The sequence below is a fragment of the Pseudoalteromonas sp. NZS71 genome, assembly GCF_015864715.1.
In the GTDB taxonomy this organism is placed as follows: domain Bacteria; phylum Pseudomonadota; class Gammaproteobacteria; order Enterobacterales; family Alteromonadaceae; genus Pseudoalteromonas; species Pseudoalteromonas arctica.
Genome location: NZ_JADYWS010000035.1, coordinates 1 through 17,001, shown reverse-complemented (window position 1 = coordinate 17,001; position 17,001 = coordinate 1). Strand labels below are relative to the sequence as shown.

The 17,001-nt window shown below is 39.0% G+C and carries 13 protein-coding genes; 1 reads left to right on the top strand and 12 read right to left on the bottom strand.

Going from position 1 to position 17,001, the window contains the following annotated elements; genetic code table 11:
• Positions 1-68: 68 nt before the first annotated feature.
• From I6E85_RS18410 to I6E85_RS18380, 7 genes are all read right to left on the bottom strand, one after another.
• Complete coding sequence (locus I6E85_RS18410) at positions 69-623, bottom strand: DUF1439 domain-containing protein (protein ID WP_002960677.1); 555 nt, start codon at positions 621-623, stop codon at positions 69-71.
• 100 nt (positions 624-723) lie between these two features.
• On the bottom strand, positions 724-3,405 hold the full coding sequence (locus I6E85_RS18405) for a DUF349 domain-containing protein (protein ID WP_024590543.1): 2,682 nt from the start codon (positions 3,403-3,405) through the stop codon (positions 724-726).
• Positions 3,395-3,676 (bottom strand): YeaC family protein, encoded by a 282-nt coding sequence (locus I6E85_RS18400; protein ID WP_007378333.1) that lies wholly within the window; start codon positions 3,674-3,676, stop codon positions 3,395-3,397. Before I6E85_RS18400 ends, I6E85_RS18405 begins: the two co-directional genes overlap by 11 nt.
• 1 nt (position 3,677) lies before the next feature.
• Complete coding sequence (locus I6E85_RS18395; RefSeq protein WP_007580349.1) at positions 3,678-4,004, bottom strand: hypothetical protein; 327 nt, start codon at positions 4,002-4,004, stop codon at positions 3,678-3,680.
• 139 nt (positions 4,005-4,143) lie between these two features.
• Positions 4,144-5,646, bottom strand: a complete 1,503-nt coding sequence (locus I6E85_RS18390) for a sodium:alanine symporter family protein (protein WP_010554016.1) — start codon at positions 5,644-5,646, stop codon at positions 4,144-4,146.
• Between the two features lie 376 nt (positions 5,647-6,022).
• Entirely contained in the window at positions 6,023-7,150 is a 1,128-nt protein-coding gene (locus tag I6E85_RS18385; protein WP_024590544.1) for a M14-type cytosolic carboxypeptidase, read from the bottom strand.
• Between the two features lie 183 nt (positions 7,151-7,333).
• Complete coding sequence (locus tag I6E85_RS18380; RefSeq protein WP_010554014.1) at positions 7,334-8,776, bottom strand: glyceraldehyde-3-phosphate dehydrogenase; 1,443 nt, start codon at positions 8,774-8,776, stop codon at positions 7,334-7,336.
• A 174-nt stretch (positions 8,777-8,950) separates the two neighbouring features.
• On the opposite strand from I6E85_RS18380, the gene I6E85_RS18375 reads away from it, so the two are divergent.
• The gene (locus tag I6E85_RS18375) at positions 8,951-9,751 is read left to right on the top strand and encodes a DUF2989 domain-containing protein (protein ID WP_024590545.1); all 801 of its coding nucleotides are present in this window, start codon (positions 8,951-8,953) and stop codon (positions 9,749-9,751) included.
• Between the two features lie 239 nt (positions 9,752-9,990).
• Here I6E85_RS18375 and ihfA read toward each other — a convergent pair whose 3' ends face one another.
• The 5 genes from ihfA to I6E85_RS18350 all read right to left on the bottom strand — a co-directional run bounded on the left by ihfA (position 9,991) and on the right by I6E85_RS18350 (position 15,787).
• On the bottom strand, positions 9,991-10,290 hold the full coding sequence (ihfA, locus tag I6E85_RS18370) for an integration host factor subunit alpha (RefSeq protein ID WP_002960690.1): 300 nt from the start codon (positions 10,288-10,290) through the stop codon (positions 9,991-9,993).
• A 2-nt stretch (positions 10,291-10,292) separates the two neighbouring features.
• Positions 10,293-12,680 carry a phenylalanine--tRNA ligase subunit beta gene (gene pheT / locus I6E85_RS18365; RefSeq protein ID WP_024590546.1) on the bottom strand — a complete coding sequence of 796 codons (2,388 nt, stop codon included), beginning with the start codon at positions 12,678-12,680 and terminating at the stop codon, positions 10,293-10,295.
• A 15-nt stretch (positions 12,681-12,695) separates the two neighbouring features.
• Complete coding sequence (gene pheS, locus I6E85_RS18360; RefSeq protein WP_002960692.1) at positions 12,696-13,676, bottom strand: phenylalanine--tRNA ligase subunit alpha; 981 nt, start codon at positions 13,674-13,676, stop codon at positions 12,696-12,698.
• 345 nt (positions 13,677-14,021) lie between these two features.
• Complete coding sequence (hda, locus tag I6E85_RS18355) at positions 14,022-14,732, bottom strand: DnaA regulatory inactivator Hda (protein ID WP_007580342.1); 711 nt, start codon at positions 14,730-14,732, stop codon at positions 14,022-14,024.
• Positions 14,732-15,787, bottom strand: coding sequence for a DUF2066 domain-containing protein (locus I6E85_RS18350; RefSeq protein ID WP_024590548.1), 1,056 nt, complete (start codon positions 15,785-15,787; stop codon positions 14,732-14,734). Before I6E85_RS18350 ends, hda begins: the two co-directional genes overlap by 1 nt.
• Positions 15,788-17,001: the final 1,214 nt, after the last annotated feature.

Here is a 17,001-nt window from a genome sequence, read left to right as displayed (position 1 = left end):
AATATTAAAACCTAATTAGCCTGAAAGTCAGGCTAATTAATACGTATATTGTAAGTAGGTAGATCTACTTATAGACGAGGTACTAGCTTAATTGCACCTTCAACCACTTTCATATCAAGTGGAAGTTTACTGAGTAGCATCATTTTAGGGTCGTCCATATTTAATGTATAAACAGGGTTAACCGCTAAAAAAGCATTAATAACATCCATTGCTTGGCTATCAAGTGCACCTAAATTACCTTTGAAACCACCGGCATCAACACTCGAATCAAGTAATTTAATATTACGTAAAAATACCGCTTTTTTCTCACTGTCGTAAAATGGGCTGCCTTCAATTTGTAGCTTTAAACGCACTGGGTATTTAAGTGCGAATGCATTAATTTCAGCGCTTGAATCGGCACCAAGCACAACAACATCGCGGTTATCAGGTCCAATATTTACACTTAAGTCGTTTACATCAAACTGAACCGGCAAACCCATTAAGCTTACTTTTTCACTTAACTTTGGTAATTGCTTACCCAGTACAGACTCAACCTCAGAGTTAGTAAATGAATATACTGATATGCCTTGCGTGGTATTACAGGCAGTTAAAAATAACGCTGCAATAATAACTAAAATTCTCATGAGAACCCTTTTGTTTATAAATTAGTGGTACATAAAAAAGCCGCTATTAAAGCGGCTTATTAAAATAGTAACCAGCATATATTACGCTGGTTTTAGTGCATTAAGCTGCAAGTGTCGCTTTAAGTCGCGTTAGTGTGTCAGGTTCAACTGAACCAGCACTGAGCGCTAATAACTGTTTTAAATAATAGTTTAAATCAGCATGTTCGCCACGATGTTTGTCATCTAACATGGCTACTTGTTCTGCCATTCTAAGTGACTTATCACTTGAACTTACGTTCGCTAATATTTCCATGCGCGTAATAAGTTGATCCCTATTTAATGCTGTTTTAAGTGGTGCTTGATACTGACTTGGCAACGCTTCATTGTTTTCAAGTGCTGTAATTAACGCATCTAGATTAGCTTGCTCTGATTTGCTTGTAAGCAATGCAAGTTTATCGTCAATAGCTGCTAGTAGCTTAGTAACTTTTGGCGCTAACGATCTAAATTGCGTGTACCCTTTCACTTTTGTTTCTAGGTCGTGCAACTGTGCTCTTTGATTTACATCGCTAAGTGCTGCTTCAAGCTCAGCAAGTTCTGCAACTGCTTGTTTATCTGACTCATTTTGATCAAGTTTTTGCTGCTCAAATTCACTACTACGTTTAGTAAATGTTTCATCGTTAAATTGACGAAATTTTTGCCATAACGCATTTTCAGCTTTTAAACCTGCAAAACCAATTGTTTGCCATTGCTGCTGCATTTGCTTCAACTCTTGGCACGCAGCGGCTAAATCATCGCTTTGTGATAATTGCTGCGCTTTTTCTACTAATTCATTTTTAAGTAAGGCATTACTTTTATGAAATGCGTTTAATAAAGCCAGTACTTGTTGTTGCTCGCTTTTATAACGATCGTTTAGTGTACGGTATGTTTTAGGATCAACTTTACCTACACTGCGCCACGCTTTGTTTAAACGATTGTATTGGCTTTCATATTGTTTCCAATCAAAGTCATCCTCAGCCGTAGGCTGTAAATGAAGCGCGTGCATGTCGCTAATAATACTTTCGCGTTGTGCTTTTGAGGCCTCGCGTTGTACTTCTTGCTCTGCAAAGTAACTACGACAAGGTGCAAATAACAGCTCGATTTTTTCATCAAACTGCACGCCTTGTTGCTTTTCTTCATCTGTATCTAAACGACCTAACTCATTCCAACGTTTACGTAGTACTTTTACTTGCTCTGCGCGTTGTTGTGGGTCAGTACACTCTTCACTTACTAATGCACTTACTTCTTCTAATAAAGCTTCACGCTTTGGTGCTGCAGCGTATTTTTGCCAATCTTTAGCATCTGCAAGTTGCGCTTCAAGTTCCGCTTTTATATTTACAAGCGGCTGTTGATATTGCTCAGTGAGTGTATTAAATAACTCTTCAAACCCTTTAAACACGCCAAAGGCAACATTAAAACGACCTTCTTCAATTAGGCGTTTAACATCACGAGCTTTGCGTTTTGCTTGGCTTTGGTTTTTTTCAAGTGGCTTAACTAGCTCACTCATTGGTGCTAAAAATTGCTTTTTATGCGTATTTAACTGTGTTTTAAACGTACTTTGCAGTGCACCATCTAAAATATTTAAATGACTACGCGCTGCTTTAAAACCATTATTAAATTCAGTTAGAGTTGCATCGTATTGCGCTAAATCTTCTGCTGGCTTAATTTCGCATAATGCTGCAAAAGCGAGTTTGTACTCTTTAATAGCCGTTGTTAGCTCAGGTAACTTAGCAACTTGAGTAAATAGTTTTTCTAACTTGCTTACAGCCAGTTTAGATTGTGCATTCTTAGCAAGTTCTGTTTCGCTAATAGCTTGCTTAGCTTGCGCTACTTTTGCATCAAGCCAATCTTGCTGAATTTGCTCTGGTGTTTCAAGGCCTAGCTGTAAGGCGTTTTCAATTTCTTCACTTAACGCTTCAACAGTTGCAAGCGCTAGCAATTGGCGCTGTTGTAGCGCTAATTTTTGCTGCTCTTTGTCGTGTACCGCTTTTAGCTGTTCAATGTGTGCATCTAACTTAGTGGTAATCGAAATATATTTTTCGTCAAGAAGCTTAACACGCTCATCACTTAGCCATTTGAGCTCAAGTGCTTGCCACTGGGCCATTAATTCACCGGCTTGTGGATTTACAACACCAAAATCTGTTTTTTCACGTAAGGCATTTAACTTAGCTAAAATAACACGTGTTGCACTTTCAACCTGCAGTGGCATTTCAATTGCTAAACGCTCATTTTCAATATGCGTTTCAAGTGCTGCTTTTGCACCACCATTCGCATGCTTTAATAATGGCTTAATTAATTGATGAGTAATAACAAGTTCAACTAATTGAGTTTGTAGCTCTTCGCTACCTTCTTTAAATGCTTTTTCTACTAGTTTTGGATTTGCTAAACGTTTTAATAATTTAACGCGTACTTGCAGTTCTTTTTCTGCAAACGCTAACTTTTCGAGTGTTTTAACGGGTGCAAAACGCTCTATGTATTCGTTTTTAATTTGCGGTGTTAGTGCACTCTCGCTATTTAAAACAGCATTAGATATTTGAAGCTCTGCTATATCTTTTAATGCTTGATCTTGTTTATACGCTTTCCACCAAAGTGGTAACTCGTTTACTTTTTGTAGTGCTTTGCGGCGTATTTCAGCTGAACTATCTTCAAGTGCTAACGTGTTTAATATGGTTGCATCACGTTCAATGTCTAATTTTTCGATAGCATCAAGACGTACTTGTTGCTTAGGGTGTTTCCATTTCGGTGTAAAAAGGTGCTTAAAGATCATGTTCACTAAACCTAGCTATTTCGTTGTCTGATTTAAATTCTTTTTGTAGTTGAGCTTTTGTCTTTTGGATCATTTCACCATTAGCACCAATCGTAAATTGCTCGTTTGATTGAGCCACTTTTGCTTGATACAACATAACCAACTGCACTGTTTGTTGCTTTTGCTCGTCTGATAAAACGGTACCGTCTGGCCATTTGCCAGTTGATGCACCGTATTGTAAGCGTTCGAATAATTCGGGAGTAATATTTTGTACAAGATTGTCGATATTCATGTCATTTTTTCTTTTTTAGAGTCACTAAAACAATTCGGTTTATAAGATACCAAATACACCCTACGCCAATAGCCGCAGTATAAGCATACCACTGAAGCGTTTTTTCTTGCGGTTGTAAAAAGTACAAACAGAAAAAACCACCTAAAAATAAGATAAGCGCCAAAAAGGAGTGATTTATAAACATCTGCTTTTTTTTAATTCGCTGTTCGCGCTGAAGTTGCAAAACTTGCTCGTCGTTTAGCTCTGCAATGTTGCTTTCGCAATGCGGACATTGCTTATGTTTATCTGAAATTGATTTTGCACATTTTGGGCAACGAATAATCGCCATACTTCTCTCCATACTACGCATAAAAAAAGCGCCTTTCGGCGCCTTTATTGTACTTGTTTTATTTCTCGTTGTCTTTTTTGAATTCAAACCAATAACTAATTTTGGGGCGATAATTTTCCAAGTTGCCCACTAAGTTTAATTACTCTGCGTCTTTTGACTGCTTCTCTAAGCGTTTTTCCCAGAACGTGGCGTTTTTAATGCCTAATTTAACTGGATCAAATATGATTTTTCCGCCTTTTTTCTTCTGTTCTTCATAATCGCTCAAACATAACAAAGCAGGCTTAGCTACGAAGAAAATAGCTAAAATACCTAGTATGTTGATCCAGGCCATTAAGCCAACGCCAATATCACCAATAGTCCAGATATAACCTGAATTGTTTACCATGCCGTATGCAACCATAAACATAATCACAAACTTCACGATAACAAGCGGAATACTGCCTTTAAAATAACGATTTAAGTAAGCAATATTAGTCTCTGCAATAAAGTAATAAGCAAGTATTGTGGTAAAAGCAAAGAAGAACAATGCGATGCCAACAAATGCCTGCCCAAAGCTACCAAATACACTAAATAGAGCCATTTGCGTAAAGGCTGCTGAACCCACTTCAGTGGCTGCATCAACATTTTGAACAATAAATTGCCCTGCTGGTAACTCACCCACAATATTGTATTGCTGCGTTATTAAAATCATTAATGCTGTTGCAGTACACACAAAGATGGTATCAACGTAAACAGAGAAAGCTTGTACTAACCCCTGTTGAGCAGGGTGATCAACTTCTGCAGCGGCTGCTGCATGAGGCCCAGTACCTTGGCCTGCTTCATTAGAATATATACCGCGTTTAACGCCCCAACCAATAGCAGCACCAAAACCGGCCTGCGCAGTAAACGCATCACTAATAATTAAATAAAATATATCACCCACTTTATCTAAATTTAAAAATACTACGATTAGTGCCAATACTATGTAACCAAGCGCCATAAATGGCACTACTATTTGCGTAAAGTTCGCAATACGCTTTATTCCGCCGAAAATAATAAACGCCAAAACAATAAGGATAATTGCCAAAGCGACCAATTTAAAGCTGCCTACGTCACCAAAGCTAGTAGAAACCATATTGCCATCGCCAAACACTTGAGTAAACGCATTACCTACCGCATTTGCTTGTACGCCTGGCAGAAAAACACCACATGCAATAATTGCCGAAACAGCAAATAAAACAGCTAGCCATTTTTGCCCTAAACAACGGTCAAAATAATACGCTGGACCGCCACGATATTGCCCGTTTTCTTCTGTTTTATAAATTTGGCCTAAAGTAGATTCTGCATATGCGGTACTTGCACCTAGAAAAGCAACAACCCACATCCAAAAAATAGCACCTGGTCCACCAAAACCGATAGCTGCTGCAACACCTGCAATATTACCTACGCCAACTCGTCCAGACAACGATACTGCAAGGGCTTGAAAAGATGAGATACCTTTATCAGACGTGTTTGGACTAAATAATAACTTACACATTTCTTTAAAATGTCTAACTTGAGCAAATCGAGTTAATACTGAATAAAACAAGCCTGCGCCTAGGCATAAATAGATGAGTGCATTACTCCAAACAACATCATTAACAGCGCTTACAAAAGCTTCCATGGATATCCTCTATAGTTATATTTATTATTTTTAATTACGAGACTCTGCTTTAACTACTACGCAACATAAGTTTCACGAAATAAGGTTTTACCTCTCCCGTCCCGACTCATTATTTAATTAATCTTAACTTAAGTACCCCAACTTTGTTAACACTTAATTTTCAAAATATCTAATTATGTAGCTATTGCAAGGCACTGCATCAGCAGTATTTAAAGGAAAGTAGATTGATTTGTACCGATACGGTGATGATACGCGGCGAAGAAACGTTAAAAACGTTTTGGAATGAAGTTGCTATATGATTATTATTTTTTGTAAAAGGGGTTTTACTAAAAGCAAAAAGGGCATCAAAACTATTGATACCCTTCAAATAAATGTTTTATCTTAAATTATCAACAACATTAACAATTGCCGCTAACGTATCTTGACCAAATTGATACGAACGACGGTCTGACCAGCCATAGTCTGGATCAGGTAAATCGTTGTTGTCTTTAAATGGCATTTCAATTGTGTACGTTAATGCTTTGAATTCTTCAGCAGTAGCTGATGAACCTACCGTAAGGTTAGCTTTGCCGGGCTCATCTTTTGGATAGCCATGCTCATCTTGAAACTCTGGTGTAATAGTTAAAAGCGCAGCTTTAAAGCTATCTTCAAGGCCTTTAAGACGAGCATCATAACTTGGAATACCTTCACTGCCTGCCACAAAGTTATACGGAATAGCTTCATCGCCGTGTATATCTAAGTGCATATCTAAGCCAGCTTCGCGCATTTTATTTAGTACTAGGTAAACCTCAGGGCTATTTTCCATGCTTGGTGTCTGCCATTCACGGTTTAAGTTAACGCCTTTAGCATTAGTACGGAGATGTCCGCGTGCGCTGCCATCTGGATTCATATTTGGCACAACGTAAAACACTGCTTTTGATAGAAGCGCAGCTGCATGTGGGTCTTCGTCATCAAGAAGTTTGTGCAGTAGACCTTCAACATACCACTGCGCCATTGTTTCACCTGGATGTTGACGTGCTGTGATCCAGATGTTTTTCTTATCTTCACTTGGCTCACCAATTTTGAGCACACTCATATCGCGGCCATCAAGTGTTTCACCAAGCGTTATTAATTGGCAAGCGCCTTGGCTTTGTGCCCAAGACAATAAATCTAAATGGCGGTCGTAACTGTATGGCGCAAAGTAAGCAAAATACACGCTGCCGCACTCTGGTTCAATTTCAAAGCTTAATGTGCCATTTTCATAGCTTGATGGTACACGAAACCATGTTTGGCGGTCATATGATGCAACGGCTTGATACCCTTCCCAACCATCTGGGTAAGCTGATTTATCAAGCTCATTAATATTTAACTTATGCAATTGGTAAGGCGTTGTTTCAAGACGAAAGTGAAACCACTGATAAAATTCAGACTGGTGATCTTTATTAATTTCTAATTGAATATTTAAAGGATCGGTGGCTTCAATAACTTTGATATTACCACTGTCGAAATTGCTGCTGATTTTCATGAAAAAACCTTTAGGTTGAATAAGTTTATCTGCTTATTAATTCACAGAACTGACATTATTTTGTAAATAGTAAAACGAATGTGCATTTTCTTAATTAAAGCCTATCACAAGGCATACGCTTTAAAAATAATACACGACCAAAAAAGCCAGCAACATGCTGGCTTTTAAGTCACTGCAAATAAATTAGCGAGGTAAGCTTGGGAATGACACTTCGGCCATATCGCGCATACAACGAACTACTTGGCAGCTGTAACCAAACTCATTGTCGTACCATACATATAAAACAATACGGTTATCTTCAACAATCGTTGCTTGTGAATCAACAACACCTGCGTAACGGCTACCTACTAAATCGGTAGAAACAATTTCCGTTGATGCTGTGTAATCAATTTGGTCACGTAAGTCTGAATGAAGTGCAGTATCGCGTAAAAATGCGTTTAGCTCTTCAACTGATGTGCTTGTTGCTAAGTTAAGGTTCAAAATAGCTAGCGACACATTAGGTGTAGGTACGCGGATTGCGTTACCTGTTAATTTGCCTTCAAGCTCTGGTAATGCTTTTGAAACCGCTTTTGCAGCCCCTGTCTCAGTAATTACCATGTTAAGTGCTGCGGCACGGCCACGGCGCTCTGCTTTGTGGTAGTTATCAATAAGGTTTTGATCGTTCGTGTACGAGTGTACAGTTTCAACATGGCCATTATTAATACCAAACTTATCGTTTAGTGCTTTAAGCGTTGGTGTAATTGCATTGGTTGTACAGCTTGCTGCACAAACAATTTTATCTTCAGGTAAAATATCTTTGTTATTAACACCATATACGATGTTTTTGATATTACCTTTTGCAGGAGCTGTTAATAATACTTTTGCAGCGCCCTTACACTCTAGATGCTGGCCAAGGCCCGCTTCGTCTTTCCAAATACCGGTGTTATCAACAATTAATGCATTGTCGATACCATATTGAGTGTAATCAATTTCGCTAGGAGAGTTAGCGTAAATAACCTGAATGTAGCTACCGTTGGCTTTAATTGCGTTACGTTCTTTATCAATAGTGATTGAGCCATTGAACGGACCGTGAATTGAATCACGACGCAGTAAGCTTGCACGCTTTTCAAGATCACCCTCTTTACCGCCACGCACAACAATAGCGCGCAAACGTAAATCTGAATATGGACCTGATTTTTCAATTAATAAACGCGCTAGTAAACGACCAATACGACCAAAACCATACAATACAACATCGCGTGGTTCCTTCGCTGGTAAGTCAGCTATTTCTGCAAGTTCATCTTTTACAAATTCTTCTACTGAGCGGCCTTTTGCAGCTTCAGTGAACAAATAACTATATGCAAGCTTACCAATATCAATACGTGCAGAGTTTAATTCCATTTTGCTGATAGCTTCTAAAAATGGGAAGCTTTCACGCAAACGTAACTTAGTGCCTTCAAACTGAGCAACGGTTTTGTGAGATTTGATAATATCGATAGTACTGGCATTTACGAGAGGACGGCCATATACAGCGATTTCGATACCACGATTACGGTAAAGTTTACCAATGATTGGTTGCATGCTTTCTGCGTAATCTTGGCGCTCTTGCCAACTATTTGTGTATTCTAACTCGTGAGATGAGGTCATTTTATTTACCTAAGTTTATCATTTTGAACGGATAGCCTTTAAAAATGCACTATATTTTGAGAGTAATGCACTTCAGGCAGGGCTATTCTAATTTAATCTGAAGTTATTCTCTACTGTTAGGCGTTAAATGATTGCGTTAGAATAACAAGGTAGATATTCATTTGGGGTTAAGGGATGCTTAAAAAAGCAAGTGTACTATTAGGTTTGCTAACGTTGACAGGGTGTGAAGAGCCCTTGACACTCGCACAAGTGTGCAAAGAAACACCTGGCTTTTGTAGCGACTTAAACAAAGACAGCCACTGCAAGGATGAACGTTCTGATGTAATTATCAAACGTTACATAGAATACAAAGACCCTACTGATGAAAATAAATACCAATTACTCAAGGACTTTGAATCCTATAACCAATGTATAACTGTGGCTGCCAAAATTGAACATATTAAGTTAAAAGCTAAAAAAACGTCACGTATTGACGGTCAATTAACGAGCATTAAAGAAATGACTCGCTTATATCAAGATACCCAAAATACGAACCATCCAGGTTTGCTCTACTACCAATGGTCACGAAATAATAACCAAAACGCACTGACTAAATTATTGGCGATAGAAAATGACAAAAGTGTAACGCAAAGTGCCGAAATGCAATTTTTTTTAGCATCGTACTATATTAAGTTCGACGATGAAAAAACCATTGATTTGCTTTATAAAACTTTAGAGCTCAATAAAAAAGACAACGTACCGAATCCTGAAGTGTATACATCACTTATTAGTCTTTTTTATAAACATGATAAATTTAAGCATGCATATATATTTTCTAAAGTAGCGCAAATGTCGGGGATTGAAAATATTGACGTGTTTGAAATTGAGCAGCAATTAATAACGAGTGGTAAAAGCTTAGACAGCCTAGATGTACTTGCAGAGCAAACATTTCAGCAAATAATGGCAGGTGATTTTGTATCTCCTCGAGAGTTTTAATTTATAATCGCAAAAATAACCTAATACCAATCTGCTTATATATGGGGTCTATTTAACGTTAAGGAAATTACGCTAGAACTAGGCAAAAATTTTTGTATCTAGTTGTTCTAAATAAAACATTTTTAACGACGTTATAGTGCAATTTAATTCGTTAAATTGATCAAAGATTTATGCAGGTTGGTATAATTTAATAACTAGGTTATTCAGGCAAATAAAAAGGCAGCTTACGCTGCCTTTTTTTATTTTGCTTTGCTTGTGCCCACTTCTACGCGGGTTTTAAGCTTTTGACCTGGTCGAAAAGTCACCACGCGACGTGCCGAAATAGGAATATCTTCGCCTGTTTTCGGGTTGCGGCCTGGTCTTTCTTTTTTGTCTCGAAGATCAAAGTTACCAAATCCAGAGAGCTTAACCTGCTCGCCTTTTTCTAGCGCTGAGCGGATTTCTTCAAAAAACGCTTCAACTAAATCTTTGGCATCTTTTTTATTGATCCCGAGCTTTTCAAATAGGTGTTCAGCTATGTCGGCTTTAGTAAGCGCCATATCTAGTCCCTCAACGATGCATTAAACTGTTCGGCCAATTCGGCCACCACGTTATCAACTACTAGATTGATATCTTTCTCTTCGAGTGTTCTATCAACCGCTTGCAGTGTTAGAGCAATCGCCAAACTCTTATAATTTGGCTCAATACCTTTGCCCTTATACACATCGAATAAGTTTAGGTCAACCAATTGATTTCCGCCAACTTTTTCGATCACGCTTAAAATGTCGCCAGATTTAACGCTGTCTGCCACTAAAATCGCGATGTCGCGGCGATTTGAAGGGAATTTAGACACCCCTTCTGCTTGCGGTAAATTTCTTTTTTCTATTGCTGACATTTCAATTTCAAAAACAAAAGTTGCGTTGTTGATATCTAACGACTTTTGAGCTTGAGGATGTAAAGCACCAAAAAAACCAACCTTTTTGCCATCAACATATATTACAGCTGATTGACCAGGGTGAAGTCCATCTGACTGCTCGGCTTTAATTTCAAAGCGAGTAACGTCATTAGTAATTGCAAGTAAGGCTTCAACATCACCTTTTAGGTCGTAAAAATCAACGTTACGTTTTTCTTCAACCCAATGTTCACCATTTACAAGACCCGTAATAACGCCGCCAATAACCGGTACTTGGTAAACACCATTTTCTGCACTTTCGTCGCTTATAAATTTAAGACCATGTTCGAATAAACGAATGCGAGGCTGTTGGCGATTTTGGTTATACGCTACAGACGCTAATAAACCCGGCATTAAACTTACACGCATCGCTGACATTTCAATTGAAATAGGGTGCGGTAATACCATTGCTTTACACTCTGGGTGTAAAATAGCTTGTGCTTTAGGGTCTACAAAGCTGTATGTAATTGCTTCTTGGTAACCACGAGTCACTAACGTATTACGGAACTTGCTAAGTGCAATAGTTGCTTCGTTATGTGTCGTCATTTTAAGTTTTGCAGTTGGTGCAACATTTGGAATGCTGTTGTAACCGTAAACACGTGCTACTTCTTCAATTAAATCTTCTTCGATGCGAATATCAAAACGGTAGCTTGGTACGTCCGCACTCCAGCTTTCATTTTCTACTTTAACATCAAGACCTAAACGCGTAAGAATATCTGTTACTTTAGCATCTTCAATATGATGACCAATAACACGGTCTAAACGTGCACGACGAAGACGTACTTCAGTCACTTTTGGTAGTTTGTCAGCCGCAACAGCTTCAACTACAGGGCCTGCTTGACCACCTACAATCTCAAGAAGAAGTGCTGTTGCACGTTCCATTGCATCATGTTGTAGAGCAAAATCAACACCGCGTTCATAACGGTGTGAAGCATCAGTGTGTAAACCGTAGCTACGTGCTTGCCCTGCAATTGCTACAGGATTAAAAAATGCGCTTTCAAGTAATATATCAGATGTTTTATCTGTAACACCTGATTGCTCACCACCAAAAACACCTGCAATTGCAAGTGCTTTGTTATGATCGGCTATCACAAGTGTTGTGTCGTTTAATTTAGCGGTGTTACCGTCTAATAAAACAAGTTCTTCGCCTGCGTTTGCACCACGTACTTTAATACCACCTTCAATCGCATTTAAATCAAACGCGTGCATTGGGTGACCAAGTTCAAGTAATACATAGTTAGTCACATCAACAACCGGATCGATTGAACGTACGCCACTGCGACGTAGCTTTTCAACCATCCAAAGCGGTGTTTCTGCATCAAGGTTAATGCCCTTTATTACACGACCAAGGTAACGAGGACATGCATCTTCATTAACTAGCTCAATTGATACTTTGTCATCAATTGTTGGAGTAACAGCTGGAATATCTAATACGTTTACGTCAATACTATTTAAAACACCTACTTCGCGTGCTAGACCTTTTATACCTAAGCAGTCACCACGGTTTGGTGTTAAATCAACATCTATAATATTATCATCAAGACCTAGGTAATCACGTAAATCAGTGCCTACTGGTGCATCGCTTGGCAATTCCATAATGCCGTCGCCTTCTTCGCTAATACCTAGCTCAACAAAAGCACATAGCATTCCGTTTGAAGGTTGGCCGCGTAGTTTGGCTTTTTTAATTTTAAAGTCACCAGGCAGTACAGCGCCCACAGTTGCAACAGCAACTTTAATACCTAAACGACAATTTGGTGCACCACACACGATATCAAGTAGCTCATCGCCACCTACGTTAATTTTGGTAACACGCAGTTTATCTGCATCAGGGTGTTGCCCACATTCAACAACTTCACCTACAACTACGCCATTAAATTTGGCAGCAGCAGGCTCAACGCCATCAACTTCTAGACCAGCCATTGAAAGCTGTTCCGAAAGAGCTTGCGTATCAATAGCAGGATTAACCCACTCTCTTAACCACTTTTCACTAAATTTCATTTTATTGTTTCACTCTTAACGGAACTGGTTCAGGAATTTTAAGTCATTTTCGAAAAATGCACGCAAATCGTTTACGCCATAGCGCAGCATAGTTAAACGCTCTACACCCATACCAAAAGCAAAGCCGGTGTATTTTTCTGGGTCAATGCCCACAGACTTAAGTACATTTGGATGTACCATGCCACAGCCTAGTACTTCTAACCACTTACCGTCTTTACCCATAACATCTACTTCAGCCGAAGGTTCTGTAAACGGGAAGAATGAAGGACGGAAACGAATTTCCATATCTTCTTCAAAAAAGTTACGTAAAAAATCATGCAAAATACCTTTTAGCTCAGTAAAGCTAACATCGGTATCAACCATTAAACCTTCAACCTGATGGAACATAGGTGTATGTGTTTGGTCGTAATCGTTACGGTATACGCGTCCAGGTGAAATAATGCGCAGTGGTGGCTGCTCAGTTTCCATAGTACGAATTTGCACGCCACTTGTTTGTGTACGTAGTACTAATTTAGGATTGAAATAAAAGGTATCATGATCAGCACGTGCTGGATGGTGCTCTGGAATATTTAGCGCATCAAAGTTATGAAAATCGTCTTCGATTTCTGGACCAGATTTAACTTCAAAACCTAACTCACCAAAAAAGCTTTCTATGCGCTCAATAGTGCGCGTAACTGGGTGTAAACCGCCAGTAGGCATAACACGCCCTGGTAGAGTTACATCTATAGTTTCAGCAGCTAGTTTTTCTTCAAGTGCTTTACTTGCTAGCAATTCACGCTTTTCGTTGATAGCAGCTTGTACATCTTGTTTAGCTTGGTTTATAACTTGGCCTGCTTCTTTACGTTCTTCAGGTGCTATTTTACCTAACGTTTTAAGTAAGCTAGTGATTTCGCCTTTTTTACCAAGGTAATTAACCCTGATATCTTCTAACTGCGCTATTTCACTGGCACTGGCTACCGCCTCAAGTGCTTGCGCTAATATGTTTTCTAAGTTCATTCGATACCTGATCTTTCACAGAAGGTGATTGCTTAAGAGCGTGTTGGCCTTTCAAGATTGCTTTACAACAGCGTGGTTGGTTATTAAATAAGGTTAAGCATTGGACTGTAGTTTCCTACATAAGTGATGCAATAACGCTAAATAAAGACCAAACACATGCAGTTTGAAGTGTTTATCTCGGAGGCTACGTTCTTTGTTGTTCGGGTTTCGCATATAAATACTACGCTAAAGCCCTCACGACACGATTAAAGCACTCTTAAGTTAAACAAATTCCAATCAGGAAAGGTAAACACGCTCTGATAATAGCTTATGATAACTGAAAGAAGGGTCTAGATTCTAGACCTACTACAGCTTTAACGTTGATTTTATAAAAGGAATAGTTAATTTTCGCTGTGCTGCCATAGATGCATGATCTAATTTGTCGAGTACATCTAATAAAGCACGCATATCACGGCTTAAACGGGTTAGTAAAAAGCGTGCACACTCATCACTTAATTCAAGGCCGCGCATATGAGCGCGCTTAACAAGTGCTTGTGCTTTATCATCATCACTCATAGAACGAATTTGAAAGGTTGTTCCCCACGTTAAGCGAGACTCTAAGTCAGGCAGCGAGATATTAAGCATGCTAGGAAGTAAATCGGCAGTTACTACTAACATTTTTCCGGGTTCGTTAAACCGGTTAAAAAAGTTAAATAGTGCTTTTTCCCATGCATCATTGCCTGCAACTAAATGCACGTCATCAATACATAGAACATCAAGTGCTTCTAAACCGTCTAATACCATAGGTCCAAAGTCAATTACTTCGCGCATAGACAGCAGCATATTAGATAGGCCACGCTCTTGTGCTTTAATGCAGGTTGCATACAAAAGGTGAGACTTACCCGAATCACCTAACCCACATAAATAAGTATACTGAAACTTTTTAGCTAACTTCGAAAAGCTATCTTTTAAATGGTTAACCTCTAACGAATCTTCCCCACCAAAGTACGATGCAAATGTTTCGTCATCCGGCAAGGTAACCGGTAATGCCATTTGCATCGGCTCAGAAGTTAGCATTATGGCGTTATCCATTGATACTCTAAGCTATTTTTATCAACAACATGATAAAAAGCGCGTGGATCCTCATAATCTTTAAATGAGGAGTCTAACCCTAGCCCTTTTTTAAGATCACTTAGATTACCAGTGTGGTTTAGTTTAAATTCTACAAATTCTGGTGTTTTACGAACAATTTTAACTTGCGTAACAACGCTTAAGTTCAATAATCTTTGTTTTGCTAATTCAACATCAACAAAACTTTGCGTGCCTTTTAAAGTTAAGGTAGCCGCCGCTTGCTCATAATAAGCATTAGGATCGATAGCATACTCACTAGCTAAACCCTGCGCTAAAGTATCAATCATTTGACTAACAATTTGTTGCTTATCACCCGTTAATCTATTTGAATCAAACTGATCATCATTAGTAAAACGCCAATCTAAAATCCAATTTTCGCTATCCGCTTCTTTATACATTCTTGCTGTAATACTTCGCTCAGCACTGTATCGTCTAGAGGCCTCTTCTACTGGTTCTGAAAAGTTACCCCATACCTCAGGAATACCTACTAAGCGTCTATCTTGTAAATCAAGCAAAGGTACAACCACGGGTAATCCACGGCGTCCTGCTTTGTCATAAATTAACTGCTCTAATTGCGGGTAACTTTCTTGTGTTACTAATTCTCTGCGCCAATTGTCTTCAATACCTAACCATATTGCGACTAATGGGCGTTGTACTCCCCATAAAGGTAAGTTTAACTCTTTGATTAACGCATTGATCTTTCGAGCTTCAAATTTAACAACAAGTTTCAATTGTCCATTTGCTCTCTCGTCATATTCAAACTTAAGCATATAATCAGAAATATCTTTAGTGCGTTGCTGTGCTAATTTATTTTGATCCGCGGTTTCATCACCGCTTACTTTCACTAAAACATTGAGCAAAGCTTTACGACTCGCAGCTAATCGAGTGTCTCGTGTTTTGTCATCCACTTTTAAAATATCTTGATATAGATCAGTTACTTCAACTGCCGACGCAGAAAAACAAAATAAAATGGATATGGCGCTAATTAATAATCTATACACAGGCTGTTAGTTCTTGGTTTTAAACTGATTTGATCCTAAATCAAAGACAGTAACAAAGCAAAATTAAATTTGTTATCTAAGGAAATGAAAGTAATTAGCTTTTATAGAAAGTAAAAAAGATTAAATATGAATAAGATAGTTGAGTGAGTAGTACGCTATTCACTTACGTTTAACTTTACTACACTTTTCAAAACGCGAACCTTTCGGGTTTAGTTAGATCATGAAGGTATTTAATGTAAGTACTTGATGATGTTATGGTATAGATTATTCGTTATTCGCTTACATTTTACTTTCTGCAGACGTAAAGAGCCCGAATTTTTAGATGCTGGCTCTCTACAATTTGAAGCTTGTGTAATGTCATAGTGCCCACAGCGGTGGAGAGTCATAGTGAAAATGCTGCGCACTCATTGCTGAGCGGAGATTTTTCATGATTTTAGCGTCGGGAGTCGCTGCGCTCGCCCGACCTACGTGATATGTGTTGATGTAGTGTGTGTTAATTGTGCGCATTTCACTTTTCTGCAGACGTAAAAAAGCCCGAACCGTTAGATCCGGGCTTTCTACAATGTGAAGCTTGTGTAATGTCATAGTGCCCACAGCAGTAGAAAGTCACGTAGCAAATGCTACTTTATTGGCCGAATGGGGTATTGAGGGTTTTTGTTGTGATTCTAGCGTCGGGAGTCGCTATGCTCGCCCGCCCTACGTGATATGTGTTGATGTGAGTGTGTTAATTGCGCACATTTCACTTTTCTGCAGACGTAAAAAAGCCCGAATCGTTAGATTCGGGCTTTCTACAATGTGAAGCTTGTGTAATGTCGTAGTGCCCACAGCGATGGAGAGCCACAGTGAAATGCTACACTATCATCGGTCGAAGCTTTGGTTTCACTACTGAGTTCGACATGAGCTTTTGGCTATTTACTAAATCCCAGACAGCAAAAAACCCGTCACATTGCTGTAACGGGTTTCTTTAATTTGAAGCCTGGTAATGTCCTACTTTCACATAGCAAATGCTACACTATCGTTGGCCGGGGCTCGCCCTCGAGCTGTTTTGTTTCACTACTGAGCTCGGCATGGGCTCTTGGCTATTTATCAAATCCCAGACAGCAAAAAACCCATCACATTGCTGTAACGGGTCTCTACAATTTGAAGCCTGGTAATGTCCTACTTTCACATAGCAAATGCTACACTATCATCGGCGCTGTTTCGTTTCACTACTG

What these genes read in the sequence shown, in the direction of transcription:
- I6E85_RS18400 (WP_007378333.1), bottom strand. Translation starts at nt 3,676, where the DNA reads ATGAATATCGACAATCTTGTACAAAATATTACTCCCGAATTATTCGAA.
- I6E85_RS18380 (WP_010554014.1), bottom strand. Translation starts at nt 8,776, where the DNA reads ATGACCTCATCTCACGAGTTAGAATACACAAATAGTTGGCAAGAGCGC.
- I6E85_RS18410 (WP_002960677.1), bottom strand. Translation starts at nt 623, where the DNA reads ATGAGAATTTTAGTTATTATTGCAGCGTTATTTTTAACTGCCTGTAAT.
- ihfA (WP_002960690.1), bottom strand. Translation starts at nt 10,290, where the DNA reads ATGGCGCTTACTAAAGCCGACATAGCTGAACACCTATTTGAAAAGCTC.
- I6E85_RS18395 (WP_007580349.1), bottom strand. Translation starts at nt 4,004, where the DNA reads ATGGCGATTATTCGTTGCCCAAAATGTGCAAAATCAATTTCAGATAAA.
- I6E85_RS18375 (WP_024590545.1), top strand. Translation starts at nt 8,951, where the DNA reads ATGCTTAAAAAAGCAAGTGTACTATTAGGTTTGCTAACGTTGACAGGG.
- I6E85_RS18405 (WP_024590543.1), bottom strand. Translation starts at nt 3,405, where the DNA reads ATGATCTTTAAGCACCTTTTTACACCGAAATGGAAACACCCTAAGCAA.
- I6E85_RS18390 (WP_010554016.1), bottom strand. Translation starts at nt 5,646, where the DNA reads ATGGAAGCTTTTGTAAGCGCTGTTAATGATGTTGTTTGGAGTAATGCA.
- I6E85_RS18385 (WP_024590544.1), bottom strand. Translation starts at nt 7,150, where the DNA reads ATGAAAATCAGCAGCAATTTCGACAGTGGTAATATCAAAGTTATTGAA.
- hda (WP_007580342.1), bottom strand. Translation starts at nt 14,732, where the DNA reads ATGCTAACTTCTGAGCCGATGCAAATGGCATTACCGGTTACCTTGCCG.
- pheS (WP_002960692.1), bottom strand. Translation starts at nt 13,676, where the DNA reads ATGAACTTAGAAAACATATTAGCGCAAGCACTTGAGGCGGTAGCCAGT.
- pheT (WP_024590546.1), bottom strand. Translation starts at nt 12,680, where the DNA reads ATGAAATTTAGTGAAAAGTGGTTAAGAGAGTGGGTTAATCCTGCTATT.